The sequence below is a fragment of the Microtetraspora sp. AC03309 genome, assembly GCF_020826795.1.
Lineage (GTDB): Bacteria > Actinomycetota > Actinomycetes > Streptosporangiales > Streptosporangiaceae > Microtetraspora > Microtetraspora glauca.
The window spans coordinates 12,094-32,116 of the sequence record NZ_JADDIL010000027.1; the positions used below are offsets into that span (position 1 = coordinate 12,094).

A 20,023-nucleotide genomic window follows, 5' to 3' on the forward strand; every position below is an offset into this window, starting at 1 on the left:
TCACGGACCACCAGGCGGCGACGCAGGAACGCCCGGGTCTTAGCCGGCAGATCGAGTAGCGCGGCGACCCGGTTGGGTACGGCCTACGCGCCCGCTTCCAGCACCTCACCAGGAGCGGTCCGCGGATCGGCGCCGCTGATCCATTGTCGCGACCGAGCGTCAATCGGGAAGCGGTAGTGGACCGCCGTGGCCGGGCAGACCCCGGTCGGCCGGGATCGCCTCCTCGACCGCACCGTCGGCGGTGATCCCCTGGCCGCGGGTCTGCTCGGCGAGGCGCCGGTAGTAGGCCGAGACCACAGCGAGCGTCTCGCGTGCCACGTTCAGCAGCGTGGCTCCCGCCTGCTCGACGACGTCGGCCTCGTGGATCTCGAACGCCCGAACTCCTTCCAGCACAGCGGTTTTCAGGTCGCGCAGCAGTTGGACGTCGACGTGCGCGTAGACGCGGCACAGCGCCGTGACCCGCCGGAAGTCGTCCCCGGCGAGCAGTAGTTCCTTGACGGCGGATACGGAATGCCGGACCAGCCCGACATCCGACCGCGCGGACATGGCGGCGAGATCGGTGTCGAACGACCGGATGTCCTGATGCGGGTCGCAGAAGCCGACGGTGAGTTGCCACAGGGTGCGCAGGTCGTCGTGCACCAGCCCGTCCAGATAACTGACCAGGAACCGCCGGTGCGACTCGAGGACGTACTGCGCCTTGAAGGGCGTCAACTCCCGGGGATCTTCACCCGACGTGGTGACCAACGTGGTGAATCCGTAGTCCGCGGTCAACGCGTTCTCCATGCCGACCAGCAGGTACACGAACCGTACCCAGGTCCGGAACAGTTCTTCCAGCGGCAGCGCGTGCAGACCGTCCTCGGTGAGGACGACGCCCCAACGAGAGCCGAACCGCAGCCGGCGCAGATGGCCGATCTGGTACATCGCGAGTTGGGCGTCGATCTCGGCGTGCGCGTGGTGCAGCACTTTTCGATACGCCGCGGTCGCGTCGAGCCCGACGTGATTGCGGACGATGTCCGGCCCGCCGATGTGCAGGTGAAGGAATTCGCCGACGTCGAACACCGCGCCGCCGATCGCCATCCAGTAACCCGCGTCGGAGGTGTTGTGCTGCGCCAGATCCGACACCTCGAAGCGGGGACCCTGCTGCGCGTGGCCCAGATAGGTGGTGAAGACGTCCTCGCCCAGACGCCCGTCGGCCACCAGTTGGCGGAGGAACTCGCGGCCGTCGCCGGGCACGATGCCGGTCAACGCCTGCAGTACGGAGACGGCGAACCGTGCGCTGCCGCACACGTAGACGAATGCGCCGCGGCCGCCGTCGTCGGTGGACCGCAACAGCTCCCAGAGTGCTTCCGCCTCGGCGCGGATCACGTCGTCCACCCGGCGCCGCCGTCCGGCCTGGACGACGTGCCGCCGACCGTCGAATCCGACCGCGGCATCGGCGCGGGAGAACGCGACGGACAGTTTCAGCCGGCCCGCGGCCGCCGCCTCGTCAAGGTCGGTGTGCTCGACGAATTCTTCCGGCGTCCGGATCCCCAGATAGAGCAGATTCTCGCCAGGCCCGGTGCGCGCGGAGACGAACCCGAGGAACGGGGCGATCCCGGAACCGGCCGCGAACATGACGACGGGCCGGGCAGGATCGGCCGGCAGCCGGAACCGGGGCGTGGAGACGATCTGCAGCGACAGCCGCTGCCGACCCTCGACGCTCGCCCGGCGCAGGAAATGCGATGCCGTGCCTTTCCGTTCCCGCGGGTACGACCATGGCGTCCGGGCGGAGGTGTAGTCGAGACCGGCGACCACCAACTGCAGCGTGGTGGCCGGTTGGCCGGGCGGCGGCGCCGAGGCGATCGAATACAGCCGGAACGGCTCGGGCGGAATCACCGCGCAGAACGCGTCGTCCTCACGTGGATCGGCCTTCCACAGCCGGGTGACGTCATATCCGCCCGCGTACAACAGGTTCAGGACGTCCCACAGCTCCCACTGGTCCTCCATACGGGCGTCCACCACTCGCTGCCACGAGCCCACGGCTGTCAGTTTCACCAGCCGTTTCGCCGGCTCCCGTCCGATCGGCCGGAGCCGGGCGAAACGCAGCAATGTCCGCAGCGGCAGTACGTCGACCTCGCCGTAGCCTGCCCGGCTGGCCACCGCCGCCCGCCACTTCGGGGTGAGCCGCACCAACTCGTCGCCGGTCGCCTGCAGGGCGGCGACGGTGCGGCGCACCAACTCGTCGTCGTTCTCGGCCAGCACGCCGACCCGGTCACCGGGCAAGTGGTGCACGCCCTGCCCGGTGACGTCGATCTCCAGGTAACAGGTCCAGGCGCCGGACTCTCCGGTGACCACACGACCTCGACGGGCGGTCCCGAACGCCACCGGCGGACCCACCGGTGGGCGGCGCTCTTCGCGGACGACGGCCAGCTGGCCGTCCACCTTGTCCCAGGTCCGGTCCTTGAACAGTCCGGTGAACCGGGCGCCGGTCGTGACCTGTCGGCCGACCTTGAACGCCACCTCGAGAAAGCCGTACGCCTTGATGCGGTGCAGGCCCATCCAGCCGCGGTCGCCCAGATAGGCGTCGAGCATGGCGTTGTAGATGCCGCGCAGGGTGCTGTTGCGGGTGTCCTCGACGTACTGGCGCACCGACACCTCACGCAACGCGGCCACCAGCTCCTGCCAGTGCCGCGGGAAGAATCCGGCGAGGTAGACGCTCTGTTGCCCGACCAGCGAGCCGTATTCTCGGCGCTCGAGAAACGCGTCCAGCGCGTGGATCTGCGGTTGCGCGGTGCCGCTCGGGCTGGGCGCTCCATCGAAGATCGGGACGCCCGCGGTGCCGACCGTCTTGGCCCACAGCACCTGGTCGAGCGAATGCCGGGCGCGGGGGTTGGGATCGATCTGCGGATAGATGGCCTGGGTGACGTGCTGCAGCCGGTCGAGGATCACCAGTAGCGCGCTCTCCAAGGCGGCCGGATCGTCCGCGACAACGGCCTCCTGAGCATCCAGCATGGCGCCCAGCACGGGCGTGAGGCCCATCGCGAAGTCGGTGGTGGCCAGGTAGAACACCCGCTCCGCCGCGTTGTTCCAGGTCGGCGCGAGCAGGTCCATGTTGTCCAGCGCCCGCGGCCCGGCGGGATCACGCAGCCGCCAGTTGTAGAAGAACAGATCGATGTAGGAGACGGACGGGATCTCCTTGCCCAGCCGGCGCGAGACCGTGGTCCACGGTCGCAGCAGCGACTCGGGCAGAGCGGTCGGCGGATCGATCGCCATGTACTGATAGGCGTGGGCGAAAACGCCGAGCAGAGTCGAGGCGCGCAACAGGTATCGGTCAGGCAACGCCTCGGGCCGGGCGTCGAGCACCGGCATCGCATCGAACGCCCGGCGCAGCGACAGCCGACGGAACAGCTCGGGGAGCTGGTCGGTCATCTCATCCCAGGCTCCGTGCGATTCCGGGAAGGCAAGCAGCGGCGGCTCGGCCGGCAGGAATCCGTGCGCGAGCGACAGGAATCCGTCGAGTTCGTGCCCGACCCGGCGGTTGTGCGCCTCGGCGGCCTCCACCACACGTCGTGCGGCGATGCGCGGCGGCGCGATCGGCCGCAGCACGGTGAACTGGTCCAGACCGACGAGCGCCGTCGCCTCCGGGTCGAGGAAGGTCCACGTCAGCTCGTATCGGCCGATGCGCACTCGATCCCCGGGGACGAGCACCTGGCGCGTCACCCGCGTGTCGTTCACGTAGGTTCCGTTGGAGCTGCCGAGATCGGTGAGCACCAGATCGTCGTCGACGATCTCCAGCCGCGCGTGGCGCCGGGAGACGGTGCCGTCGTCCAGCACCACCGCCGCCGCGCCGCTGTCCCGGCCGAGAGTGGCCGGCAGTGTGCACACCCGCTCGTTGGTCTCTCGGGTGTACCGATCGGTGAGGATGAGCCGGAGTTCAGGAATGGTAGATCACCGCACGACACAGATCGGCCCGGGACAGCGTGCCCACGAGGGTCCCGTCGTCGACCACGGGAAGCCTTCGGATCCCGCGGTCGATCATCACGATCGCCGCCCGCGCGAGTTCGTCGGCCGATCGGACCGTCGCCGTGTCGCGCACGACGAGGGGATCGATGACGCGGTCGGCGAGGTCGCGGCCCCGCTCCAGGAAAATCCGGAACGCGTCGGCGAGCGTGCCTCCGGTGGCGGTCACGTCGTCGAAGCCGGGCAGCATGGCCCGCACCAGGTCCTCCTCGGACAGTGAACCGACGAATCGGCCGTCGTGGTCCAGGACCATCAGTTGGCCGACCTCCGACACGCTGACCAATTCAGCCGCCCGCCGGATGGTCGCGCCGAGCCGTATATAGGCCGGGAACACCGTCATGACGTCGCTGACCAGCACGCCACCTCCCAGGTCCGCCCCATGGTCGTCCCACACAATCGGTTACCTGGCAACTCATCCGAAACAATCATCCGCGAGTATAAATTCATCACGAATGCGGTGTACACCCACCCGAACGCGGTCGGAACGTACGTCAGTTCGGCCACCCAACGCCGGTTCGGCGTCGGCGCGTCGAAGTCGCGTTCAAGTAGGTCAGCCGGTTGTTCCCCCGAGGCCGGCACGGTGGTGCGGGGCCGCTTCCGCCGAGCACACGCGCCCTCGATGCCCAGCTCGCCCATCAGCCTCACCACCGTGCACCGCGCGACCGTGGTCCCTCGCGATGCGGCTCCCGCCACACCTTGCAGCGAGGCGCTGAACGAGGAGTGCCTCGGCCCGGTGAGCGATCCCCGCCGCGTGGACGGAGTGCTCGCCGGGACGGCGATCTCGCCTACCGGCTGATCCCCGTCAGCTATGTGCTTACCACGCTTGTATTTCTCCGAGCCGCCTGGCGCCGTTCGATCATGAACGCAGGGTCTCGATGAGCTCGTCGAGGCCGCCTCGGCGGCGAGTCGAGGAGATGTGGTCGATGTAGTCACGAGAGCTGATGATCTTCCCATCCCGCACGCGGAGTATGAAGACGCAGGGGACCCGGAAGGGTTCACCCCCCTCGGCTGTCCCTCGGTATTCGAACTCGGCGACGATCACCTCGGGATCGGCGGTCTCGTGCACCGTGATGTTGGCCGGCTCCTGGCGAAGAGGCGGCAGGCGTCTGCCGGCCGAAAAGTGCTCACGCAACTCCTCACGGGTGCGCAGCGGTTCGTCGCCAGACGGCGCAAACGGATGTTCGACGTAGGTCTGCTCCGCGTACAGATCGGGCAGCTCGTCCCAGCGCCCCTCCGAGACGCCCCACACGAGCTTGAGGAATACCTCACGAGGAGTGAGCACCATGATGCCTCCCGTTGGCAGGGTAATATCCGAAGTGGAGACTCCACATATCCGGAGTGGAGACTTCGAATATACGGAGTGGGGACTTCGGATGGCAACACAACCGACGCGCGCCGATGCCCGCGGAAACCGAGCCCGGATCCTGGAGGTCGCTGAGGAGGTCTTCGGCAGGGGCGGCTCGACGGCCTCCACCGAGAAGGTCGCCCGCCTCGCCGGGGTCGGCATCGCCACCGTCTTTCGCCACTTCCCCACCAAGCAGATGCTGCTGGAGGCGGTTCTGGTAAGACACTTCGACCATCTGTGCCAGCGGGCACAAAGCCTCGCCGAATCGGATGATCCCGGCCTGGCGTTCTTCGACTTCTTCGGCCAGATCGTGGCCGATGCCGCAGGCAAGCTCGCCATCGTCGAGGCGTTCACCGACGCCGGCGGTGACGTCGACGGCAAAGCGGCCCAGGGCCCGCGGGACCTGCGCGAGGCCGTCGGCGTCCTGCTCCGGCGTGCCCAGGACGCCGGCGCGGTCCGTACGGACATCGGCCTCGACGAGGTCCATGCGCTCCTCGTCGGCGTCTCACGGGCCGTCGCCCACATCCGCCTCGACGAGCGGGCGCACGCCCGTGCACTCGAGATCATCTTCGATGGGCTCGCCCCCGGTGACAGCGAGAGACCGCCTCGATCGTGCCCAAACACAGGAACGACAGCACATGACACCGCCCCACCGGTGCCCGAACTCGCCGACATCCGACAGACGTAGAGAGCCTCGCCGAGCTGCCGTACCGGGTGTTGCCGGTCGCGCGCACCCGTCGTGTCGCTCCTGGTGGCCGTACACGCCCTGACGGGAGAAGAACTTCGGATCATCGTCCGTACGCGAGGAGAGCCGGCGGCCCGGCGCGCACACGAAGAAGACAGCCGCTTGAGGAAACTCACCGACCGGGGTCAGGCGGGCGACTCCACGGCCTGTGTCCGCGTGCCGTGCGCCGCCAGGGAGCGGTGGAAGCGCCGGAGCAGAAGGCCGCCGGTGGCGGCCAGTCCCGTCAACAGCCCCAGCCAGGCGCCTACGGTGTGCGCGCCCGCGACGGCGCCGATCAGCCAGGCCGCGGGCAGCCCGATCACCCAATAGCCGATGAGGGTGATGCGGAAACCGCTCCTGGTGTCGTCGAGGCCACGTAGCAGGCCCACGCCGATGTTCTGCGCGCAGTCGACGTACTGGAGAACGGCTGCGAGCAGGAGCAGCGAGGTGGCGATGTCCAGCGTCTGCCGGTACTGGCCGCCGGACGGATCGAGGAACGGGCGCAACACGAGCTCGGGTACGGCCAGGTACACCAGCCCGACCACGGTCATGACGGCGGCCCCGCATACCAGGGCGGTGCGGGCGATGCGCGCCGCGGCCCCGGCCCGGCCGAGGGCGACCTCGCGGCTGACCCCGATGGAGGCCGCGTGCGAGAGCCCGACCGACACCTGGAAGACGATGTAGACGAGCTGGTTGACGGCGGTGTGCGCGGCCAGCGCGGAGCTGCCGAAGCTCCCGATCATCAGGGCGACGACGGAGAAGAACCCGGCCTCGGAACCGTACGTCGCGGCGATGGGCGTCCCGAGCCCGAGCAGCCGGCGCAGGGTCGCGGGCCTGGCCCGCCACATCCGCAGGGACAGCATGGGGGCGAGGACGGGGTCCCTCCGCGCGGAGGCGTACAGCGCGATGAACGAGAGCAAGTACACCAGGGAGGTGGCGACGCCGATGCCGGGCAGACCGATCTTGGGCAGCCCCCACCAGCCGTGGATGAGGACCCAGTTGAGGCCGGCGTTGACCGCCACCGACGCGAGCGTGATGCGCAGGAGCGCCTGCGGGCGGCGCATGCCGACGGTGAACTGGCGGACGGCCTGGAACCACAGGCACGGCAGCAGCCCGGGGGCGAGCGCGACCAGCATGGGCTGCATGCGCCGCACCACGGCGGCGTCCTGTCCGAGCCAGGTGAGCGCGTGCCCGGAAAGGGCGAGCAGGACGGCGCCGACGACGCCGGCGAGGGTGGCGACTGCCAGCGCCGCGCGCAGCAGGTCGCGGACGTCGTCCATCGCCCGATCCGTGTCCTGACCGTGGCCCTCGACCGAGCCGGCCTCGGCGCGGGCCGTCGCGGCGGCGACCTGGTTCCCGACGGCGGTCACCAGGCCGACGCCCATGGTGCGCAGCTGGTTGAACAGGACCAGCGCGAGCCCTCCGGCGGCCAGGGCCTCGATACCGAGCAGGCCCATCATGACAGTGTCGGTGGTCGTGAGGGCGACCTGCGCGAGCTGGGTGAGCGCGAGTGGCACGGCGAGGGCGGCCAGGGGCTTGACGTCCTGGCGGAATCGGGAAAGGGGCATGGCTCCTCACATCGTGCGGGGCGGGGTCGCGTCGGTCGGCTGCCCGGCTGCCCCGCAGGATCGGTCCTCCGTGGGGAAACCGTCACGCCGGTGTCGTCCGCCTGAGTGACCCTAGCGGTGCCGTGCACGGAGAACCCATGGGGGCGGCGTCCGGCCCGCGTGCATGATTTCGCCGGGTCAGGTCGGCCCGGGTCGCTGCCCTCCCACCCTCTCGCCTTAGGTAAAGCATGTGTTTAGGATAGGCAAACCTAAATTAGATCGCATCATTGAGGAACGAGAACGATGATCACCAGACGACAGCTCCTGTGGACCGGCGCGGGGATCGGGCTGGCCGGTGTGCTCGCCGCCTGCGGAACCGGCGGGCAGACCGGCCCGGCGGCGGTCTCGTCGTCCGGATCTGCCGCGGAGCAGCCGCGTACGGGTGGCACGTTGCGGGTCGGCGCCCTCGGCCGGGCCTCGGCCGTCACCCGGGACCCGCACGGCACGCAGACCAACGAGAGCGACTACCTGATCATCAGCCTGCTCTACGACACGCTGACCGTCCCGGGTGAGACGACCAACACCGCGCCGCGCCTGGCCGGCGCGTGGAAGCCGTCCGAGGACCTGAAGACCTGGCGTTTCACGATCGTCGACGGCGCCACCTTCCACGACGGCACGCCCGTCACCGCCGAAGACGTGGTGTGGTCGCTCAAGCGGCTGCGCGCCACCCCGGCCGGCGCGAGCCGACTGCCTGGCATCCAGCCCTCCGGAATCACCGCCGAGGACGGGAAGACCGTGGTGCTGGTCTCGGACTACCCCAACGCGGACCTGCCGTTGCTCACCCGGCTGACCACGTTCGTCCTGAAGAAGGACACCAAGGACGACGCCCTGGTCACCGCCCCCGGCACCGGCCCGTTCAAGCTGGACTGGTTCCGCGACGGCAACGCCCGCCTGGTGCGCAACGACAACTGGTACGGCGGGAAGGTCTACCTGGACGCGATCGAGGTCCGGATCTTCGAGAGCCCGCAGGCGATGGCCAACGCGCTGCTGGCCGGGCAGATCGACGTGGCGTCCAACGTCGGCGCCATCGCCGCCCGCACGGCGGAGTCCCGCCCGGACGTCCAGATCCTGCGGCGGCCCAACGACATGGCGATGCCCATCGTCATGCGCACCGCCGACGGGCCGTTCGCCGACCCCAAGGTACGGGAGGCCCTGCGCCTGGCGGTCGACCGTGAGGCCATGGTCAAGCAGGTCCTGTCCGGGTACGGCACCGTCGCCAACGACGTGCTGGGGACGGGCGACCCCGCGTACGCCAAGGACCTCCCGCAGCGCGCCCGCGACCTCGCCAAGGCGAAGAGCCTGCTCTCCGAGGCCGGCTTCGACCTGTCCAAGACCTACGACCTGATCACCACCGAGGACATCTCCGGCCTCGCCGAGTCCGCGACCCTGTTCGCGACCCAGGTCCGCGAGGCCGGCGTGAAGATCAATGTGGTCAAGCAGGACTCCGCCGTCTTCTGGGACAAGACCTGGCTCAAGGCGCCGCTGTACACCACGTACTGGGGCACCAACGACTCCGTCGTGTTCTTCGCCAGCAAGACGATGCTGTCCGAGGCGGGCCAGAACGAGGCAGGCTGGAAGGAACCCGCGTTCGACGCGGCGTACCGCGAAGCCATGGCGACCGCCGACGCCGCGAAGCGGTCCGAGGCGCTGCGCAAGCTGCAGCAGATCGAGTACGAGAAGTCCGGCTATCTGTTGTGGGGCATGGCCGACGGCATCGACCTGGCCGGCGGCGCGGTACGTGGCCTGCCCAAGCTCCCCGGTTACGGCCGGGTGCAGCTTGAGAAGGCGTGGCTGGCCAGTTGAGCCGTCGCGAGCCCGAAGGAGACGACCCCGAGCCCCCGGCCCCATGCCGGGGCCGCTCCGGAACGGAGCCGCGGCCCGGAGCGGAAAACCCGGTCGCCGGAGAACCACGGTCTGCGGAGAAGCCACGGTTCGTCCTGGTCGCGGGCCGCGTCGCCTGGTCGGCGCTGCGGCGCCTCGCCGTCCTCGCGGTCCTCCTCGGGGTCGTCTTCGCCGCCGTCGAGCTGCTGCCCGGCGACGCCGCCTCCAGCACGTCCGAACGCGGCGAGAGCGCCGCGGACCTGGCCGCACGCCGTACGGCCCTCGGCCTCGACCGCCCGCTCGCCGAGCGCTTCTGGGACTGGATGACCGCCCTGCCGACCGGCGACCTGGGCACCTCCGCCCGAGGGGAGCCGGTCACCCGGCTGCTCGCCGGGCCGTTCCCCAACACCCTGCTGCTCGGGGGCCTGGCCCTGGCCGTGAGCGTGGCAGGCGCCCTGGCGCTGGGCAGCTGGGCCGCGCTGCGTCCGGGCGGCCGCGCCGACCGGGTCATCGGCGTCGTGGCCACCATGGCGTTCGCGCTCCCGGAGTTCGTGGTGGCCATCGCGCTGTTGCTCGTCTTGTCCCTGTGGCTCGGCTGGCTGCCCGCCGTCACCCTCATCGGTCCCGACGGCGCCCCCGCCTCACCCGGCATGCTGCTGCTTCCGCTGCTGGCCCTGGCCGTCCCGCAGATCGGCTGGAACACCCGCATCGTGCGCGCGGCTCTCGCCGACCAGGCCGCGCTGCCGCACGTGAGCGCCGCGATCATCGACGGGCTGCCTCGCCACCGCATCCTGACGCACCATCTCCTTCCCGGCGCGTTGCCCGCCGTCGCCGTCGGCGTCGCGACCTCGGCCGGAATGCTGCTCGGCGGCGCGGTCGTAGTGGAAACCCTGTTCAACTACCCCGGCATCGGCGCCGTCCTGGCAGGCGCCATCGCCGACCGGGACACACCGGTCGTCGCCGGAGTGGTCGCGGCGACCGGCGGCGCGATCAGCGTCGTCCTGCTGCTCGCCGACTTCGTCCGCGCCCGAGCAGTAGGAGTGCGCCTGTGACGACTGACTCCCCCCGCAGCGGCTCTGATCAACGGTGGCTTGGCAGAGCGGACAAGGAGATCGCTTCCGCCCGGTCCCGTCGCTCGCGCGCGCTGCGGGCAGCGCCTGCCCTCGCCCTCATACTGTTCGCGCTGGCCGGCCCGCTGCTCGCGCCGCACCCGATCGACCAGCCGCTCGTCGCGCCGTACGCGACCCCGGACGCCGCCGCGGTGCTCGGCGGCGACCTGCTCGGCCGCGACGTTCTCAGCAGGTTCCTGGCTGGGGGTGGGCCCCTCGTCCTCAACGCGCTGGCGATCGCCGCGCTGGTCACCGGCGCCGCCGCACTGCTCGGCATCCTCGCGGCCCTGCGCCCCGGGCTCGGCCGCTGGGTGGAACGCGCGGCCGACCTCGCCATCCTGGTGCCCGCCGTCCTCGGCATCATGCTCGTCGCCCTCGCCTGGCAGGACGGCGGGCGCCTCGCGATCGCCGCGGCCGCCACCGTCCTCGGCGTCCCGTACGCCACCCGGGTGGTCGCCGCGGCGGCCGCGCCCATCGCGGTGTCCGGCTACATCGAAACCGCCGCCGCCTCCGGCGAACGCCTCTGGTATCTGATCGTCCGGGAGGTCCTGCCCAACCTGAGGGCCACCCTCCTCGCGCTGTTCGGCCTGCGCTTCGTCGAGGCCGTCTACGTGGTGTCCGTCGCCGCCTTCCTGCAGTTCGGCCCGCAGCCGCCGACCGCCGACTGGGCCCTGATGATCAGGGAGAACTCGCCCGGCATCATGCTCAACCCGCTGGCCGTCGCGATCCCCGCTCTCGCCGTCGGCGTGCTGGCGCTCAGCGTCAACCTCGCCGCCGACGCCCTCATGCCCAAGACCGGCACGACAACGGAGGTCCCCCTGTGACACCCGCCGAGCCGCCTCCCGCCCCGGTGCCGCCCTCCGTCGAGGTCACCGATCTGGAGATCCGCCTGCCTGACGGCCCTCCCCTTCTCGCCGGAACCACTCTGACACTGTTCCCAGGCCGCATCGTTGCGCTCACCGGCCCGTCGGGCGCGGGCAAGACCACTCTCCTGCGCGCCATCGCGGGAGCCCTGCCCGCCGGTGCCCGCCGTACCTCGGGGCGGGTCACCGTCCTCGGCCATGACGTCCTGGCCCTCGGGGAGCAGGACCTGCGACTGCTCCGCCGCCGACGGCTGGCCTACGTCGGACAGGATCCCGGCTCCGGCCTCAACCCCCGGATGAAGGTCCGCCGCCTCATCGCCGAGACCGCCGTGACCCGCGGCCACCGGGCGGTGCGCGACCTGCTCACCCAGGTGCGGCTGCCCGCCGATGAGCGCCTGGAGCTGCGCCGTCCCGGCGCCCTGTCGGGCGGGCAGCAGCGCAGGGTTGCGCTCGCCCGCGCCCTCGCGCGCCGTCCCGATGTCCTGCTCCTCGACGAGCCGACGGCCGGACTGGATCCGGAGCTGCGCGACGAGATCGCCGACCTGCTGTGCGAGCTGGCCGGCCGTACCGGCGTCGCCGTCGCGGTGGCGAGCCACGACCCCGAACTGGTCTCCCGCTGCGCCCACGACGTGGTGGTGCTCCGCCCCCCGGCGGAAACGGTGCGGCGCTTCCTTCCCGCCGCACGCGTGCTCGACTTCTCGACCGCGGACGAAGCGACCTCCGCGACTCCCCCAGCCGCTGCCTCGGTCAAGCCCGAAGCCGACGACACATGTGCCTCGGTCCCCGTTGCCACGCGCCCGCCGTCCCGGACCGGCCGGATCACGGTACGCGACCTCAGCGCCGTGGTGGGCGGCCGGAGTGCGCGGCGAACCGTCCTCGACAACCTGGATCTCGACCTCGCTCCCGGCGGCGCGACCGGGGTCATCGGCGTCTCGGGGTCGGGGAAGACCACTCTTGTCCGCGTTCTCACCGGACTGCACCCGCCCAGCACGGGCACGGTCGCCCTCGACGGAGCCCCTCTGCATCGCTCCTACCAGCGCCGCACCCAAGAGCAGCGCCGCGCACTTCAACTCGTTCCGCAGAACCCCCTCGGGGCGCTCAACCCCGCGCGGACCGTGGGAGCCACGCTCGCCCGGCCTCTGACCCTGCACCGTGTGGTTCCCGTTGGGCAGGTCCCCGCGCGCGTCGCGGAACTCCTCGAGGCGGTCGACCTGCCCACGGACTTCGCCGGAAGGTACCCCCACCAGCTCTCCGGCGGCCAGCGCCAGCGTGTCTCCATCGCCCGGGCCCTCGCGGTCCGCCCCGACGTGCTGCTCTGCGACGAGGTAACCTCCGCGCTCGACGCCGACACCTCCGCGAGCATCATGGACCTGCTGTCCCGTCTTCGCCGCGAACACGGCGTCACCCTGGTCCTGATCAGCCACGACCTGTCGATGATCGCTGCGCACACCGACACCACGATCGTGCTGGAGAACGGCCGGATCATCGAGAACGGTCCCACTCCGGGCCTCTTTGACTCGCTGTCCCATTCGACGTCCAGGACTCTCATCGCTGGGGCAACCATGCGGCGAGAGGCCCGCGAAGCCTCGGCGCGAATGTCGCCGTCGTCTGATCCGGCCTGATCGGCCGGATCATCTCCGCCTGGCAAGCTGCCCTGCTCGGCGGCCATGAGCTCTCGGATGTCCCAGATTCGCCGGGGTTCTGCCACGCCTTTGCGTCAGCGAGGAGCGAAAGATCGATCGCGGCGGCGAACACCAGCGCTAGGACGGGGGCCTCGTAGTAGTCGTGGGCGTGACGATCCCTCGATGTCGGCGTCGAACCTGCCGACGGCGGTGGCTAGTCCGGTCCATGGCCACGAGCCCATGACGAGCCGGCAACGCCCCCGGCCGGTCCCGACGCGCCTGGAGCAGCGAGAGCAATGCCGGCAGACGCGTTGAGGTCTTTGGCCTGAAATCCATTGCGCCGTAAGTAGCGGCCACATCCTGACCTCTGCCCCTGCGACTGTTGTCCCGCGTCAGGCGCTGCACAGCGTCCAGAACCGATAGGAGCGACATGTCCGTCAAGTCCGTCACTCATCTGAACTTCCGGGGCGACGCCCGCGCGGCGCTGGAGTTCTACCAGTCTGTCTTCGGCGGTCATCTCGCCGTCGTCACATACAAGGACGCCGGAAACGTGCAAGACCCGGCCGAGGCGGACCAGGTGATGTGGGGCCAGGTGGTCGCGGACAGCGGCTTCCACGTGATGGCCTACGACGTGCCCTCGCGGCTGCCGTGGGACCGGGGTGAGAACTCGTTCTTCCTCTCCCTCCGCGGCGAGACCACCGAGGAGATCACCGCGTACTGGGAGAAGCTCTCCGACGGGGCGAGTATCGCGCAGCCGCTGGAACCCGCGCAGTGGGCTCCGCTCTACGGAATGCTGACCGACCGCTTCGGCGTCGTCTGGGTCGTGGACGTCGCGCGCGAATACAACAGCTGAGCATCGGGAGCGTGATGCGGAGGCCAGCACCACGCTCCCGCTCGTCCATCGAAGGGAACAACCAGCATGAGAACGCGGCCCTTGGGGCGGACCGGAATCCAGATCAGCCCCTACTGCCTGGGCACCATGATGTTCGGGCGGGTCGGCAACCCCGACCACGACGAGTGCGCGCGCATGATCCACCGGGCCCTCGACGCCGGGATCAACGTCATCGACACCGCCGACGTCTACTCCTACAGCGAGGCCGAGGAGATCGTCGGCAAGGCGCTCAAGGGCCGCCGCGACGACGTCATCCTCGCCACCAAGGTGAACGGGCCGATGGGCGACGATCCCAACCGCGCGGGCAACTCTCGGCGCTGGATCGTCACCGAGATCGAGCACTCGCTGCGCCGCCTCCAGACCGACCACATCGACCTCTACCAGATCCATCACCCCGACCCCAGGACCGACATCGAGGAGACCCTCTCCGCGCTGACCGACCTGATGGCCGCCGGCAAGGTACGCGCCATCGGCACCTCCAACTTCCCCGCCTCCGACATCGTCGAGGCCCAATGGGTGGCCGAGCGACGCGGCCTGGCGCGCTTCCGCACCGAGCAACCCCCGTACTCGCTCCTCAACCGCGGTATCGAACGCGAGGTCCTGCCCGTCTGCGAGCGCTATGGCATGGGCGCGCTCGTGTGGGGTCCGCTCGGAATGGGCCTGCTCAGCGGCCGTTACCGCAAGGACCGCACGACTCAGGCCCCCGCGCGCCGGATGGCCTGGGTGCCCAGGCACATGACGGACGAACGCACGCTCGACACCGTCGAGCGGCTCGCCCTGCTGGCCGAGGAGGCCGGGATCCCGCTGGCCCACATGGCGATGGCGTTCACGGTCGCCCACCCGGGCGTGACCGCGGCGATCATCGGGCCGCGAACCATGGAGCACCTTGACGACCTGCTGGCCGGCGCCGACACCGTGCTCGGCGACGACCTCCTCGACAGGATCGACGAGATCGCGCCACCGGGCGCCGACATCGGCCCGCTCGACGTGTCCTACGACCCGCCGCCCGTCATCCGGGCGGCGCTGCGCCGGCGGCCGCCCGGCGAGCGTGCGGCGGCGGCCTGACCCGATGACCGTTCTCGGCACCCGGGCGACGCTTGGCCGTCAGTTGCTGCTTGACCGCGCGGTCCGAATGCCAGCCATGGGCGGCGGCCTCCAAATGGAGGAGATCCGACCGAGTCAGCGCGACCTCATCGCGACGGTCATGCCCGGGCCATCTCCAGCGCGATATCGACGAGCATGTCCTCCTGCCCGCCGACCAGCCCGCGCCGGCCGGCCTCGATGAGCAGGCTGCGGGGGTCGAGACCGGACGCGGCCGCCGCTGTCTCGGCATGACGCAGGAAGCTGGAGTAGACGCCGGCGAACCCGAGCGTGAGCGTCTCCCGATCCACCCGCACTGGGCGGTCCTGCAGCGGGCGCACGAGGTCGTCGGCCGCGTCCTCCAGCGCCATCAGGTCGCAGCCCACGTCCCAGCCGCGCAGGGTGGCGACGGCGACGAACGGCTCGATGGGGCAGTTCCCGGCACCCGCGCCCTGACCGGCCAGCGACGCGTCGACCCGATACACGCCTTCCTCGACTGCCGCCAGGGAGTTGGCGACCGACAGCGACAGATTCTCGTGTGCGTGGATGCCGATTTGGGTGCCGTCGGTGAGGATGTCGCGGTAGGCGCGCACCCGCCGGCGCACATCCTCGATGGTCAGTCGGCCGGCGGAGTCGGTGATGTAGACACAGTGCGCGCCGTAGGACTCCATAAGCCGCGCCTGCTGGGCCAACTCGGCGGGCTCCAGCATGTGGCTCATCATGAGGAAGCCGGAGACGTCCATGCCGAGGTCCCGCGCCGCCGCGATGTGCTGCGCGGCGACGTCCGCCTCGGTGCAGTGCGTGGCGACCCGTACGGAGCCGACGCCACGGGCGTGCGCCTCGCGCAGGTCGGCGACGGTTCCGACGCCGGGCAGCAGCAGCGTCGTGATGACCGCCCGGCTCGTCGCGGCGACGGCCGCGTCGATCCACTCCCAGTCGGTGTTGCTGGCCGGGCCGTAGGTGAGGCTGGACCCGGCGAGCCCGTCGCCGTGCGTCACCTCGATCGCGGCGACGCCCGCCCGATCCAGCGCCGCCACGATCGCGCCGACCTTCGCGGGGCTGATGCGGTGCCGGATGGCGTGCATGCCGTCGCGCAGCGTCACGTCCTGCAGATAGATCTCCGGCCCGGTCATGCCGCCACCTCCGATGCCGCCGCGATGCGCTCGGCGACGCGGATGGCCGCCGAGGTCATGATGTCGAGATTGCCGGCGTACGCGGGCAGGTAGTGGGCCGCGCCTTCGACCTCGAGGAAGACGCTGACCTTCCACCTGACATCGTCGTCGCCGTCCAGCAGGATGCGGACATCGTCACGGTCGACCGGGGTGAACTGCACCGCCTGCTTGAGCCGGTAACCCGGGACGTACGCGGCGACGTCGGCGACCATCCGCTCGACCGAGTCGCGCACCAGGTCGTGGTCGACGTCGCCGACCAGGCACAGCACGGTGTCTCGCATGATCAGCGGCGGTTCGGCCGGGTTGAGGATGATGATGGCCTTGCCGCGTCGGGCCCCGCCCACCGCCTGCAGGGCGTGCGCCGTCGTCTCGGTGAACTCGTCGATGTTGGCCCTGGTGCCCGGGCCGGCCGACTTCGAGGCGACCGTCGCGACGATCTCGGCGTACGCCACGGGCGTGACCCGCGAGACGGCTGCCACGATCGGCACGGTCGCCTGCCCGCCGCACGTCACCATGTTGATGTTGGGAGCGTTCAGGTGCTGGTCGAGGTTGACCGGCGGGATGACGAACGGGCCGAGGGCGGCCGGCGTCAGGTCGACGATCCGCCGGCCGTAGGGCGCCAGGGCCGCCGCGTTGACGACGTGCGCGGCGGCGCTCGTGGCGTCCAGCACGATGCCGACCCGGTCGAACTCGGGCAGCCGGATGAGCCCGTCGACGCCGTCGGCAGTGGTCGCGACGCCCAGGCGGCGGGCGCGTGCCAGGCCGTCCGACATCGGGTCGATGCCGACCATGGCGGCCACCTCCAGGGGCCCGCCGGCACGCTTGATCTTGATCATGAGGTCGGTGCCTATGTTGCCCGAGCCGATGATCGCTACGTGGTGAACCATGTGTCAGTCCTTCTTCGAGAACGTCGCGGACACACGACCGAGCGGGCCGATCTCGGCCTCGATCCGGTCGCCGTCGCCGATGGGGACCAAGGGCCCGAGCGCGCCGGAGAGCACGACGTCGCCGCCGCGTAGCGGCGTCCCCAGCGCGATGGCGGTGCGCGCGAGCCAGGCCAGGGCGTTGAGCGGGTCGCCGAGGCAGGCGCGGCCGGTCCCCTCGCTCGCCGGCTCGCCGTTGCGCAGCATCCGCATCGGTACGTCGGCGGTGCTGAACTCATGCAGCCGCAGTGCCCGGTCGCCGAGCACGAAGACGCCGCTGGAGGCATTGTCGGCAACCGTGTCGGTGATGCCGATCCGCCAGTGCGCGATCCGGCTGTCGACGACCTCGATGGCGGCGGTCGCGCGGTCGACCGCCGCCCGGACCGCCTGCGGCTCGGGGTCGACGATGTCGGCACCGAGGATGAACGCGACCTCGGCCTCGGCGCGGGGCTGCAGCAGGCGGCCCAGCGGGATCGTCGATCCGGTCGGGAAGTGCATGTCGTCGAACAGGACCCCGAAGTCGGGGCGGTCGACGCCGATCTGGCGCTGGACGGCCTCGGACGTCAGGCCGATCTTCCGCCCGACGATCCGCGCTCCCCGCGCCATCCGTCGCGCCGTCAGCATGGACTGCACGGCGTAGGCGGCGTCGATGTCGGCGGTCCCGATGAGGTCGGCGACCGGGGCACACGGCACGCCGTCGGCGGCTGCGCGGTCAAGGCGGTCGGCGGCCGCGGTGACGGCGCCGGTGGCGGTCATGCCCGTGCCCCCGCTGCCGGCAGGTGGTCGAGGACGATCCGGTTGAACGCCGCCGGCTGCTCCCACTGCGGCCAGTGCCCCGCGTTGTCGATCATCGCGAACGTCCCGTCCGGGATGCGCTCGGCCATGTCGATGCCCGCGGCGGCCGGACCGGACGGGTCGTCGCTGGTCCAGATCACCATGGTGGGCGCCCGGACCGCGCCGAGTTCTTCGGGCGTGACCAGGTTGCGCCGCCGGATGTCCGGGTCCTGCAGGCACAGCAGGTGCCGCATCGACGTCGCGAACCCGGGCCGGCCGTAGATCGCCTGCCGGATCGCGACGAGCTCGTCGGTCACCGACGCCGGGTCGGCCATGAGCCACTCCAGCCGGGCGCGGATGCGTTGCGGGCTTGGGTCGTCGGCCGCCTCCTGGCTGAGTGTCCGGATGCGGTGCATCACGGCCGGGGTCGCCATCGTGCCGCCCGGCGTGTTGAGCACGAGCCCGTCGACCCGGTCCGGGTGTGCCGCGGCGAATTTCACGGCGACCCACCCGCCCAGCGACTCGCCGCTGAGGTGGGCCCGCTCGATGTGCAGCGCGTCGAGCAGGCTCAGCAGGTGCGTGGTGTAGTCGGCGATCTCGAGGTCCCGGGTGGCGAGCGTCGTGCGCCCGTGTCCCGGGAAGTCGTAGGCGATCACCCGGAAGTGCTCGGCGAGCGCCGGCACGTTGCGCGCGTACGCCTCGAGGTGGCCACCGGTGCCGTGCATGAGCACGAGGGGCCGGCCGGTGCCCGCCTCCAGCACGCGCGTCGACCACTCACCGGCCTGGACGGTGTGCACGCGGAACTCGGTGGGGGCGAGGTCGGTCCAGAGCGTCATCGGGGTCCTTCCGGTCACTGGTCAGCGACCTGGTACTGGCCGTTGACCTGGGCAACGGACGCGATGAACGGGAAGTCGTCCGGCGTGGGGGTGGGGGTGTGCTTGTCCGGGGTGAACGTGAACTGCCGCTCGGTGAGCCAGTAGCCGTCCTCCACCTTGAGGTTGTAGACCGCCTTGACCAGCGAGGCCGGTAGGTCGTCGAGCGCGCCGTCCTGTGATGCCGCCGCGGCGACCAGCCGGAGCTGATCCCAGGCCAGGGCGGGCGTCGACAGGCTGTTCTGGATGGGCTGGCCCCCGGAGTACCGGGCGATGAAGTCCTTGAAGATCGGGGACTGGCTGCTCTCCGGCACGGCGACCTCCACCTTGAACACCAGGATCTCGAGGTTCTTGTTCGCCTCCGCGGAGCCGTACTTGAACGGGCCGCCGGCCGTGAGGGACATGCCGCTGCCGACGATCGTCGGCATGTTCACGGCTCCGCTCTGGACGCGGGCCTGCAGCAGCCGCACCGCGGCGTCGCCGGTGGTGTCGAGGTAGACGAAGTCGGGGTTCGCGTCGAGCATCCGGCGGTAGTAGACCGACAGGTCGATGTCGGTGGGAACGAACTCGAAGTCGCGCACCTCGATGCTGCTGCCGGCGAGTTGCGCCTTGACCGCCTGTACGACGCCCTTGCCGTACTCGTCCTGCGACACGAGCAGTCCGAGCCGCTTGGCGCCTTTCTCCTCCAGGTGCTTGCGCAGGCCGGTGAGCTGGGCGGCGCTGCTGGGCACGCTCTGGAAGTGGTACGGGTACTTCTGCGGGTCGTTCAGCATCGGGCTGGCCCCGAAGGCGACCGACACGAGCTTGTTGCGGGTCAGCACCGGCACCATCGCCAGCGCCTCGGCGCTCGTGCCGCTCGGGATGACGACGTCGGGCTTGTTGTCGCCGGACAGCTGCTCCTGCAGCAGGCTGACCGCGCGACGCGGGTCACCCTGCGAGTCCTTGACCGTGATCACCATCTTGCGGCCCTTGACGCCGCCGTTCTCGTTGACGGACTTGGCGGCCGCATCGAGCGCCTTGGTGGTCGCGGCGACCGTCGTCGCCGCCGGGCCCGTGACGCCGCCGATGAACAGCACGTCGAAGTTCCCAGCCTGGTCGGCGGTGTCGGCGCCGCCGCAGCCCCCGGCGGCGAACAGGGCGAGCGCGGCCCCGACGGCGAGGAGCCGGCGGGGTCTGAAGGATCCGCTACGGAACGTCATGACTGTGCCTCTTTCGATCGG

At 70.6% G+C, this 20,023-nt stretch carries 17 protein-coding genes; 8 read left to right on the top strand and 9 right to left on the bottom strand.

Annotated features, from left to right (window positions below; all coding sequences use genetic code 11):
* Positions 1 to 159 precede the first annotated feature (159 nt).
* Positions 160 to 3,864, bottom strand: a complete 3,705-nt coding sequence (locus IMZ11_RS17845) for an FHA domain-containing protein (RefSeq protein ID WP_228642819.1) — start codon at positions 3,862 to 3,864, stop codon at positions 160 to 162.
* A 49-nt stretch (positions 3,865 to 3,913) separates the two neighbouring features.
* On the bottom strand, positions 3,914 to 4,357 hold the full coding sequence (locus IMZ11_RS17850) for an HPP family protein (RefSeq protein ID WP_228642821.1): 444 nt from the start codon (positions 4,355 to 4,357) through the stop codon (positions 3,914 to 3,916).
* Between the two features lie 261 nt (positions 4,358 to 4,618).
* Here IMZ11_RS17850 and IMZ11_RS17855 point away from each other — a divergent pair, with 261 nt between their 5' ends.
* The gene (locus IMZ11_RS17855) at positions 4,619 to 4,795 is read left to right on the top strand and encodes a hypothetical protein (protein WP_228642823.1); all 177 of its coding nucleotides are present in this window, start codon (positions 4,619 to 4,621) and stop codon (positions 4,793 to 4,795) included.
* Between the two features lie 60 nt (positions 4,796 to 4,855).
* Here the strand turns inward: IMZ11_RS17855 and IMZ11_RS17860 are convergent, their stop codons facing one another.
* Positions 4,856 to 5,284, bottom strand: a complete 429-nt coding sequence (locus IMZ11_RS17860) for a nuclear transport factor 2 family protein (RefSeq protein WP_228642826.1) — start codon at positions 5,282 to 5,284, stop codon at positions 4,856 to 4,858.
* An 88-nt stretch (positions 5,285 to 5,372) separates the two neighbouring features.
* Here IMZ11_RS17860 and IMZ11_RS17865 point away from each other — a divergent pair, with 88 nt between their 5' ends.
* Entirely contained in the window at positions 5,373 to 6,032 is a 660-nt protein-coding gene (locus IMZ11_RS17865) for a TetR/AcrR family transcriptional regulator (protein WP_228642828.1), read from the top strand.
* Between the two features lie 182 nt (positions 6,033 to 6,214).
* Here the strand turns inward: IMZ11_RS17865 and IMZ11_RS17870 are convergent, their stop codons facing one another.
* Positions 6,215 to 7,636: an MATE family efflux transporter gene (locus IMZ11_RS17870; protein WP_228642830.1), complete on the bottom strand. Its 1,422-nt coding sequence runs from the start codon at positions 7,634 to 7,636 to the stop codon at positions 6,215 to 6,217.
* Positions 7,637 to 7,918: 282 nt separating this feature from the next.
* Between IMZ11_RS17870 and IMZ11_RS17875 the strand changes: the two genes are divergently transcribed.
* The 6 genes from IMZ11_RS17875 (at position 7,919) to IMZ11_RS17900 (ending at position 15,047) form a co-directional block, all read left to right on the top strand.
* On the top strand, positions 7,919 to 9,478 hold the full coding sequence (locus tag IMZ11_RS17875) for an ABC transporter substrate-binding protein (protein ID WP_228642832.1): 1,560 nt from the start codon (positions 7,919 to 7,921) through the stop codon (positions 9,476 to 9,478).
* Entirely contained in the window at positions 9,463 to 10,548 is a 1,086-nt protein-coding gene (locus IMZ11_RS17880) for an ABC transporter permease (protein ID WP_228642834.1), read from the top strand. Before IMZ11_RS17875 ends, IMZ11_RS17880 begins: the two co-directional genes overlap by 16 nt.
* Positions 10,545 to 11,429 (top strand): ABC transporter permease, encoded by an 885-nt coding sequence (locus IMZ11_RS17885; RefSeq protein ID WP_228642836.1) that lies wholly within the window; start codon positions 10,545 to 10,547, stop codon positions 11,427 to 11,429. The genes IMZ11_RS17880 and IMZ11_RS17885 overlap by 4 nt, the downstream gene beginning before the upstream one ends.
* Positions 11,426 to 13,090, top strand: a complete 1,665-nt coding sequence (locus IMZ11_RS17890) for an ABC transporter ATP-binding protein (RefSeq protein WP_228642838.1) — start codon at positions 11,426 to 11,428, stop codon at positions 13,088 to 13,090. Before IMZ11_RS17885 ends, IMZ11_RS17890 begins: the two co-directional genes overlap by 4 nt.
* A 430-nt stretch (positions 13,091 to 13,520) precedes the next feature.
* Complete coding sequence (locus IMZ11_RS17895; protein ID WP_061261050.1) at positions 13,521 to 13,943, top strand: VOC family protein; 423 nt, start codon at positions 13,521 to 13,523, stop codon at positions 13,941 to 13,943.
* A gap of 66 nt (positions 13,944 to 14,009) precedes the next feature.
* Positions 14,010 to 15,047, top strand: coding sequence for an aldo/keto reductase (locus IMZ11_RS17900; RefSeq protein ID WP_228642840.1), 1,038 nt, complete (start codon positions 14,010 to 14,012; stop codon positions 15,045 to 15,047).
* A 137-nt stretch (positions 15,048 to 15,184) separates the two neighbouring features.
* Here IMZ11_RS17900 and dmpG read toward each other — a convergent pair whose 3' ends face one another.
* The 5 genes from dmpG to IMZ11_RS17925 are packed head-to-tail and all read right to left on the bottom strand — an operon-like array spanning position 15,185 to position 20,002.
* Positions 15,185 to 16,195, bottom strand: coding sequence for a 4-hydroxy-2-oxovalerate aldolase (gene dmpG / locus IMZ11_RS17905; RefSeq protein ID WP_228642842.1), 1,011 nt, complete (start codon positions 16,193 to 16,195; stop codon positions 15,185 to 15,187).
* Positions 16,192 to 17,121: an acetaldehyde dehydrogenase (acetylating) gene (locus tag IMZ11_RS17910; protein WP_228642844.1), complete on the bottom strand. Its 930-nt coding sequence runs from the start codon at positions 17,119 to 17,121 to the stop codon at positions 16,192 to 16,194. Before IMZ11_RS17910 ends, dmpG begins: the two co-directional genes overlap by 4 nt.
* 3 nt (positions 17,122 to 17,124) lie before the next feature.
* Positions 17,125 to 17,913: a 2-keto-4-pentenoate hydratase gene (locus IMZ11_RS17915; protein WP_228642846.1), complete on the bottom strand. Its 789-nt coding sequence runs from the start codon at positions 17,911 to 17,913 to the stop codon at positions 17,125 to 17,127.
* Positions 17,910 to 18,767 (bottom strand): alpha/beta fold hydrolase, encoded by an 858-nt coding sequence (locus IMZ11_RS17920; protein WP_228642848.1) that lies wholly within the window; start codon positions 18,765 to 18,767, stop codon positions 17,910 to 17,912. Before IMZ11_RS17920 ends, IMZ11_RS17915 begins: the two co-directional genes overlap by 4 nt.
* Positions 18,768 to 18,781: 14 nt before the next feature.
* On the bottom strand, positions 18,782 to 20,002 hold the full coding sequence (locus tag IMZ11_RS17925; RefSeq protein WP_228642850.1) for an ABC transporter substrate-binding protein: 1,221 nt from the start codon (positions 20,000 to 20,002) through the stop codon (positions 18,782 to 18,784).
* Positions 20,003 to 20,023: the final 21 nt, after the last annotated feature.

Coding starts and splice junctions, on each gene's coding strand:
- IMZ11_RS17855 (WP_228642823.1), top strand. CDS start 4,619: ATGCCCAGCTCGCCCATCAGCCTCACCACCGTGCACCGCGCGACCGTG.
- IMZ11_RS17860 (WP_228642826.1), bottom strand. CDS start 5,284: ATGGTGCTCACTCCTCGTGAGGTATTCCTCAAGCTCGTGTGGGGCGTC.
- IMZ11_RS17865 (WP_228642828.1), top strand. CDS start 5,373: ATGGCAACACAACCGACGCGCGCCGATGCCCGCGGAAACCGAGCCCGG.
- IMZ11_RS17870 (WP_228642830.1), bottom strand. CDS start 7,636: ATGCCCCTTTCCCGATTCCGCCAGGACGTCAAGCCCCTGGCCGCCCTC.
- IMZ11_RS17875 (WP_228642832.1), top strand. CDS start 7,919: ATGATCACCAGACGACAGCTCCTGTGGACCGGCGCGGGGATCGGGCTG.
- IMZ11_RS17895 (WP_061261050.1), top strand. CDS start 13,521: ATGTCCGTCAAGTCCGTCACTCATCTGAACTTCCGGGGCGACGCCCGC.
- IMZ11_RS17900 (WP_228642840.1), top strand. CDS start 14,010: ATGAGAACGCGGCCCTTGGGGCGGACCGGAATCCAGATCAGCCCCTAC.
- dmpG (WP_228642842.1), bottom strand. CDS start 16,195: ATGACCGGGCCGGAGATCTATCTGCAGGACGTGACGCTGCGCGACGGC.
- IMZ11_RS17910 (WP_228642844.1), bottom strand. CDS start 17,121: ATGGTTCACCACGTAGCGATCATCGGCTCGGGCAACATAGGCACCGAC.
- IMZ11_RS17915 (WP_228642846.1), bottom strand. CDS start 17,913: ATGACCGCCACCGGCGCCGTCACCGCGGCCGCCGACCGCCTTGACCGC.
- IMZ11_RS17920 (WP_228642848.1), bottom strand. CDS start 18,767: ATGACGCTCTGGACCGACCTCGCCCCCACCGAGTTCCGCGTGCACACC.
- IMZ11_RS17925 (WP_228642850.1), bottom strand. CDS start 20,002: ATGACGTTCCGTAGCGGATCCTTCAGACCCCGCCGGCTCCTCGCCGTC.